Genomic DNA, 7,184 nt, shown 5'->3' with positions numbered 1-7,184 from the left:
AAGCTGAACAGCGCGCATTGCAGTTGTTGTTCGAGTTGCGCCAGTTGTTTGCGCAGCAGGGTCGAGCGCACGTTGAGGCTGCGGGCGGCCTGCATGAAGCAGCCGCAACGGGCGCTGACCAGAAAGTATTGGGCGACGTCGCCGTCGAGGGTCGCGGCTTGCGCCAGCCAGGGTTCGTCCTTGTCCCGGGGCCAGCGGAAATCGGCGCTGCTCTGTCGTGCTGCGGGTTCGGTGAATGACATCGATGACTCCCTGTCGATCTTTGTATTTTTGGAAAGCGTCACGGCTCTAATGTGGGAGCGGGCTTGCCCGCGAAAGCGGTGTGTCATTCAACGAATAAGTTGTCTGGCATGGCCCCTTCGCGAGCAAGCCCGCTCCCACATAGGTTCAGTGGTGAGTCTGAATTACAGCTTTTCCTCCAGCACCTTGTTGAGCTCGGCCCCGTCGATGCTCAGCGTTGCGGTATTGAGCATGCCGTCCAAATAAGCCTGGGCGATCTGCTCCTGACGCTGTGCCCGCAAGGCTTGGGTCAGTTGATCGCGCAACTCGTCGAGGGTCGCGGTGCGGGCTGGTTGTTGTTCGGTGAGTTTGATCACGTGGAAGCCGGCGCTGCTTTGAACGGGATCGGAGACCGCGCCAACCTTGAGTCGCGCCACCGCACCACGCACTTCCGGTACCAGTTGCTGCAACGGCTGCAACCCCGTGTCACCGCCACGTTCAGCGGTGAGCCGGTCCTGTGAAAACTCCTTGGCCAGCGCTGCAAACTCCGCAGGGGTCGACTGGGCTTTCTTGCTCAGATCCGCCGCCTGCTTACGCACGGCTTCAAGATTCTGTGGCTCATTCACCCCCAGGAAAATCTGGCTGACCCGATACAACGCCGGCGTCTGCCAATTGGCCTTGCCCGCGTCATACGCCTGCTGCAACTCGGCGGCGCTCGGGTAATCCGCCGGCACTTTGCTCACCGACTGAAGATAGTCGCGATACACGATCTGTTCGGTGGCGGCGCGGGTCTGCCGTACCACGTCCGGACGCTGCGCCCAGCCCTGGGCATCGGCCTGCTCCAGCACGGCTTTTTCAGCCAGGCGTGAACGAATCCAGCGCTCCAGCGCCTCACGATTACCGCGCAGTTGCTCGCGGGTTTGCGGTGGAACAGCCGCCAGCAACGCCTGCAATTCCTCCGGCGACACCTGTTGATTGCCCAACCGCGCCACCGCAGGCCCACTGTTCGCCGCAATCACCGGCGCCGGTTGCTGGGCGGCGACCGGGTCATTGCCCGGCCGCACCACCAGCGCCACGGCCACCACCAACAGCGCCACCGCAGCGGCGCTGATTACCATGGCAGGTTTCGTCACAGCGCGACTTCCTCTTGCTCAACCTTTGGAGCCTGGGCGGCAGCAGCGTTCTGGGTGAAGTCACGCAGATAAACGATGAACTCCTGCAACAGGCGATCCCACAGTTCCAGGTTGCCGCGCAGGTAATCGCTGCTGACGCCAGCGGCCACCACCACGTCCATCTCCATCACCAGAAACTCGCCCTGCAACGACAACCGGGCAAACCGGCGGGTAGCGTTCCACTGCTCGGCCACACCGGCCGGCAACTCGCCCTGCACGCGCAAGGCGCAGCTGAAGGTGAAGTCGACGTAGCTGCCCTGCTCCGCCACCGCCGGGTTGCCGAAACGCACGGCATAACCGATGCCCTGGCTGGCGCTGAGCAACTGGACGATACCGTTCTGTTCGGTCTGGTTGACGCGGTAACCGGCGGCTTGCAGCACTTCGGTCAGGGATTGCGGGGATACGTGGGAGATCAATTGAGTCATTACTTCTTCCTTGTCCATGAGTCTTTTAATCAGTGCGCGATCGCGGCTTGCGGCGCATCGAATTGAGTCTTGTACAGTTCATCGCCGAAGCCCTGAGCCAGCTCATCGAACTTAACCCGGGCGCTGCCGGCGAAGGGCTGGCGGATCTTCATCACCTCGGCCACATCGATGTTTTCGTAGGCGGTGAGAATCTGCTTGGCCACGCCGTACATCTGCTGATTCTTGACCGAACATTGCTGCACTTGTGTGTCACGTTCAGTCAATTGCGCTTGAAGCTTAGACCGTTCTGCCTCTTTGGCACGGGCCATGACCAACAACTCGTCATAGGCTTTCTTGAACTTGCCGCTCTGCTCGTTGCTGGCCGCGACTTGCGCCTGGGCCTGGCTGTGCAGGCTTTGCTGCTGCCCGGCCAGTTGCTCGGCGAGGCCTTTGGCCTTGGCCAGCTCCGCAGTCAATTGCTTGATTTGCGCCTGTGCAGCCTTGGCTTCGTTCTGCGCCGCCAGTTGCGCGGCGCTGGCTTGGGCCTGTTGACTTTGTAGGGTTTGCAGCTGCTGGGTGGTGCTGCGCAACTGGGTGCGCAGGCGTTCCTCCATGCCTTCGGCGCTCGCCCCGGTGGCGATCAACATCCCGAGCCCAAGCCATAAAAAGCGGATTTTCATAACCCTCTCCCGGCGCTTAGAAGCGCGTGTTGATCTCAAGCTGCATGACGTCGATGTCGAACGGCGCGCCATACACCGCCTCCGAACTCAGCCAGCGACCAGTGGCGTAGACGTTCTTCGCCAGACCGTAATTGCCGCCCAGGAAGTAGCCCTTGGCGTTGGTGCCGCCGAGGTGGAACGACGAGTCGTTGAAGCCGTCCGGCAAGGCATCCGGCTGGATGTACTTGTAGCCGGCGAACAGGTTCCAGTCGCCCTGCTTCTTCAGCTCCAGCGCGTTGCCGAGGGTGAACTGGACCATCCACGCATTGGCGCCACTTTCGATGTTGCCGTTGCTGTCGAGGTTGTTGACCAGTTGCCCGGCCGAACGCTTGCGCATGTCGCCTTCGTCGTAGCCGAGGTTGTGGATGTAGTTGCCCTGGCTGCGCAGTTTGAAGTCTTCCGGCAGGTCGGCGTCCCACACCACGTTGAGGTCCAGCAGGTTGAACTCGGACGCCAGGCCAACGAATTGCGGTTGCGGCGTGGTGGTCGGGTTGAGCGGGTTCGGCGTGATGTCACGCAGCAGGAACACGCTGTTGCCCTTTTGCATGAATGCCGCGCGGGTGCCGTCGCTGTCGCAGCCGGGCGCGCCGGCCCACGGTTCGCAGGGGCTGGAGCGCTGGCCTTCGATGTCGTCGAAGCGGTAGTAGGCCAGCGCGCCTTTCAAGCGGTTGTTGCTGTTGATCGCCCATTTGGCGCCGATCTGCGCGCCGTACAGCCATTTGTTGTCGCTTTCTTCCTTGTCGAAGCCGTTGCTGGTGGTGGTGTCGTTGGTGTAATCCACCGGGAACGCGCCGACGGTGCCGAACACGCCCCAGTCGCGGCTGAGCTTGTGGTCGAAGATCGCCGCCACGCCGTCGAAGTTCAGGTCGTTGGAATACAGCATGTCGGTGGACATGAACGGGTTGGCGAACCGGCCACCGGTCAGCGTCAGTTCATCCGACGGCTTCCAGGTCAGGTAACCCTGATCGAGCCAGATGTCCTTTTTCGAGAAGCCGCCGCCGAGGTTCTGGGTGGTCGACACCGGGTTGTTGTCCGAGCCGGTGCCGATGCGGATGCCGGCGGTCCATTCCGGCGAGATCACTGCTTTCATGCCCAGCCGGGCGCGCAGGCGGAACAGGTTTTCGCGGTCTTCGCGGGTGTTGAGCAACGGCGGCAACGCGGTGCTGCTGTTGGGGTTCACGTCGTACGGGCCGTTGTTGTTGAGCTTGGCGAAGTCGACGATTTCGTTGCTGTTGCTGCCCGAGTAGTAGCGCGATTCGTCACGCAGACGAATGTCGCCGTCGAAGCTGATGCGCGACGCCCAGTCCGGGAACGTATTGGGCGCGGCCCAGTTTTCCTGTTTGGCGGTGGCCATGACCTCGGCCTTGACCTGATCGCGGATCTGGTCGCGCACCGCAGCCGGCACGTATTGCACCCGCACATCGCCCGGTGCTGCGACCGGCCCGGCCGCCACGGCAGTAGACGCCGCAGCCTGCTTGGCCTGGGCCGCTTCGTTCTGGGCCTGGGCGATCAGTGCGTCGGCCTTGTCCTGTTTCAGAATGCCCTGCTCGACCAGCAAGCGGATCAGATTGATCGTGGCGTTCTCCGAGGGCGCAGGCGCTGCCGCGGCCTGACCGACCAGGGTCGCGATGACCATGCCGACCGCCAGGGACAATCGATTCACGTTGGAAATCATCTGCACACAACTCCTTTTCATACAGCTTTATGAATGCGGTTAACCCGGACGCCGCCCTTGCAGGGACATGCGCACAGGCAAGGTGATGGAGGCCGGTGGCCGCTCGCTCAAAGCAGGCGCGTTGCGCAACGCGGCGAGCACTTGCGTATCGATCTCGGGGTTGCCGCTGGACTTGATCAGCTCGACCCGGGTGATCTCGCCGACGCTGCTCAGCCACACATCGGCCTGCAGCGAAAACGCGAGGTTGCGCAGGTCGAGGTTCTCGCGCAGCAGCTTCTGGAAGGTGAACGCGAGGAACTGGCTATACGTGCCGTTGCCCAGTCGCCCACCGCCGGAACCGGCCATGCCGCCGCCCTTGCCCGCGCCGATGTTGAAGGCGTCGCTGCCGCTCTGGGCGTCACCGTCCATCTGCATCGGGTTAGCCAGATCGTCCGCCGGCGATGGCGGCGCTTCTTCCTCGGGCTTGACCTCTTGCGGCTCGGGCGTTGGCTCGGGCTCGACGATTTTTTCTTCCACCGGGGTTTCCGGCTCCGGCGGTTTTTCCGGCGGCGGAGGTGGCGGTGGCGGCAACGGGATGATCGTCGGCACCTTCGGCGCTTCCCGGCGGATGCCGCTCATGTCGTTGGCCCACTGCCACAACAGGAATGCCGCGACGGCGCCCAGCAACAGCCCGGCGCCCCACTTCACGTAACGCAGTGGCGACTTTTTCACCGGCAAAGGCTCGATTGGCAGTTGTGCAGTCATCACTCAGCCCTGCGTCGGTTTGCCGGTAACGAGACCGACCTGGGACAGTTCGAGCCGGCGCAGCAGATCCAGCACTTCGATGACTTTCTGGTACTGCACCGTGGCGTCGCCGCGCACGATCACCGGGAAGTCCGGGTTCTGCGCCTTCTCGATGCGCAGGCGTTCTTCCAGCTCCGGCAACGTCACCGGGTAGGCGTCGAGGAACACCTGGCCGCCGTCGTTGACCGAAATCGCCTTGGTCTTGGCCTCGGACAGCGACACCGCGGCGCTGGCCTTGGGCAGGTTGATCTGGATCCCGGAGACCTGCGCGGTGGCGGTGAGGATGAACATCACCAGCACCACCATCAGCACGTCCACCAGTGGCGTGATGTTGATGCTGTCCACCGCTGCATCTTCGTCATCGTCGTGGGAGGCATTTACGGACGCCATGTCTGTGCTCCTCAGGCCGGTACGGAGTGGTTGGCGTGATGACCGCGCTGATGCGCCGCTTCACTGGACTGGCCTTCGCCGTGCATCTCCGCCAGACGGGTGATGAACTCGTCGACGAACACGCGCATGTCGGCGCTGACTTCCTTGTTGCGGGTGATCAGGCGGTTGTAGCCAAACAGCGCCGGGATCGCGACGAACAGGCCCATGGCGGTAGCGAGCAAGGCGGCCGCCATGCCCGGCGCGATGGCGTTGATGTTGACGTCGCCGGCCATGGCCGTGCCGAGGAACACCACCATGATCCCCAGCACGGTGCCGAGCAGGCCGATGTACGGGCCGCCGGCGATGGCGTTGGACAGGGTCGAGAGTTTCGAACTCAGCTGCTGGTTTTCACGGGTACGCACACCGTCCATCGAGCAGCGGATGGCTTCGATGGTTGCAGCGGAAACCGACGAGGTATCGGCGCCCTGCTCGCGGCGGGTTCGGATCTCTTTCACCGCCACCAGATACAGACGCCACAGCTGCGAGTGCTGCAAACGCTGGGCGAGTTGCGTGTCGTCGGCGAACATTTCCAGGCGCGTGCCGACCTTGGCGAATTGCACGCGGAAATCTTCGTTGGCGGCAGTGACGCGGCTGAGGGTACGGTTCTTGCGCAGCATGATGATCCACGACTGGAACATCATCAGCACCAGCACCGCGATGATCACCCAAGCGTCCACCGGCACCGCGTTGAGCAGGAAGCCGAGGCTGCCGAAACCGAAGCCGGACTGTTCTTCATCGACACCATAGGCAACCAGTTTCGAATCGGCGCCCTGGGAAGTGGCGTCGGCCAGCAACAGGGGCGCCGGGCGGGCGACTTTCGACAGGCGCAGTTCGTCGATGGCGCCCACGAACGGCTGGAAAGGACCTTCGTGCAAATCGGCGCCGATGGCCATGACCGAATTGAACGCAGGCATTGCCTGAGCCAGTGCCGCGCCTTCGCGACCGTTGATGTACAGCGTCACTTTGGCGCCTTCAGCGGTCAGTGCGACGTGCTGCCATTGACCCGGATTCAGCGGTTGCGTGGCCACGGCGCGCTGGCCATCGATTTCCACGAAAGGCACGCCCTGATTCACACCGACCAGCAGGCTGTTGGCGCCTTCGCGGCGGGCCAGGATCAGTTGCTCGCCATTGGCCTGATCCAGTCGCAGCCAGGCGCTGAAGGTGAACGCGCTGCCGGCGTTGTGCTGCAACGACGGACTGGCCGGCAGCAGCAACGGCTGGCCGCTGAACTGCAAGGCCCGCCCTACTACGCCGTCAATTGCGGCACCGGTCGCGCTCTGCGCGGTGTTGCCGTAGGCGGTAGTGTCTTTCGCCGGGGTGCCGGTGGCGCCGTCGAAGTGATAGAGCGCGGTGTAATTCGGATCGAACGTCAGTTGGCCGTTGCCGGTGGCCGGCGCCTTCTGGTTGCCGTAATACATCCAGATGTCCTGACGCTGACCGCCCTCGACATTCGGCACATCGACCCAGATCAGCGCCATGCCCATCAGCGCGTCGAAGCTTTCGATCTGGTGGTTGAGCACGGTCTTGTCATCGGCGGCGACGAAGCGCAGATCCGAGCCGTCCTCTTTCACGCCGTCAAACGTGAAGTTGCCGGTGTGCAGGCGCACCAGCAGCGCGGTGCGGCCCAGGGCCTGATTGATCGCGGCGCCTTGCGGCGTGGTGTCGACGGCGATCTGTTTGCGGTAATGCCAGTCGTCCTGCCACCAGGCCTGAGCCGTGGCCGGGAGCACGAAGCCCAGGCAGATCAACAACGAAAGGAAAAGGCGCTGCATGGAAGTGCTCC

At 63.1% G+C, this 7,184-nt stretch carries 8 protein-coding genes; all 8 read right to left on the bottom strand.

The window, feature by feature from the left end:
- Window positions 1-242, bottom strand: a 242-nt coding sequence (locus tag K5E37_RS11100) for a LysR family transcriptional regulator (protein WP_221533820.1), incomplete at its 3' end; no start/stop codon positions are given.
- Window positions 243-404: 162 nt separating this feature from the next.
- On the bottom strand, window positions 405-1,337 hold the full coding sequence (locus K5E37_RS11095) for a peptidylprolyl isomerase (protein ID WP_260404081.1): 933 nt from the start codon (window positions 1,335-1,337) through the stop codon (window positions 405-407).
- A gap of 11 nt (window positions 1,338-1,348) precedes the next feature.
- The gene (locus K5E37_RS11090; protein WP_221533818.1) at window positions 1,349-1,816 is read right to left on the bottom strand and encodes a YbjN domain-containing protein; all 468 of its coding nucleotides are present in this window, start codon (window positions 1,814-1,816) and stop codon (window positions 1,349-1,351) included.
- A gap of 29 nt (window positions 1,817-1,845) precedes the next feature.
- Window positions 1,846-2,475: a DNA repair protein gene (locus tag K5E37_RS11085; protein ID WP_221533817.1), complete on the bottom strand. Its 630-nt coding sequence runs from the start codon at window positions 2,473-2,475 to the stop codon at window positions 1,846-1,848.
- Between the two features lie 16 nt (window positions 2,476-2,491).
- The gene (locus K5E37_RS11080; protein WP_007955107.1) at window positions 2,492-4,189 is read right to left on the bottom strand and encodes a putative porin; all 1,698 of its coding nucleotides are present in this window, start codon (window positions 4,187-4,189) and stop codon (window positions 2,492-2,494) included.
- A gap of 39 nt (window positions 4,190-4,228) precedes the next feature.
- Entirely contained in the window at window positions 4,229-4,933 is a 705-nt protein-coding gene (locus K5E37_RS11075) for an energy transducer TonB (protein WP_221533816.1), read from the bottom strand.
- A 3-nt stretch (window positions 4,934-4,936) separates the two neighbouring features.
- Complete coding sequence (locus K5E37_RS11070) at window positions 4,937-5,362, bottom strand: biopolymer transporter ExbD (RefSeq protein WP_007955109.1); 426 nt, start codon at window positions 5,360-5,362, stop codon at window positions 4,937-4,939.
- Between the two features lie 11 nt (window positions 5,363-5,373).
- Window positions 5,374-7,173, bottom strand: a complete 1,800-nt coding sequence (locus K5E37_RS11065) for a DUF2341 domain-containing protein (protein WP_221533815.1) — start codon at window positions 7,171-7,173, stop codon at window positions 5,374-5,376.
- Window positions 7,174-7,184 lie beyond the last annotated feature (11 nt).

Source organism: Pseudomonas sp. RIT778 (assembly GCF_019718735.1).
GTDB lineage: Bacteria > Pseudomonadota > Gammaproteobacteria > Pseudomonadales > Pseudomonadaceae > Aquipseudomonas > Aquipseudomonas aphyarum.
This window is presented reverse-complemented; position numbering and strand designations above follow the sequence as displayed.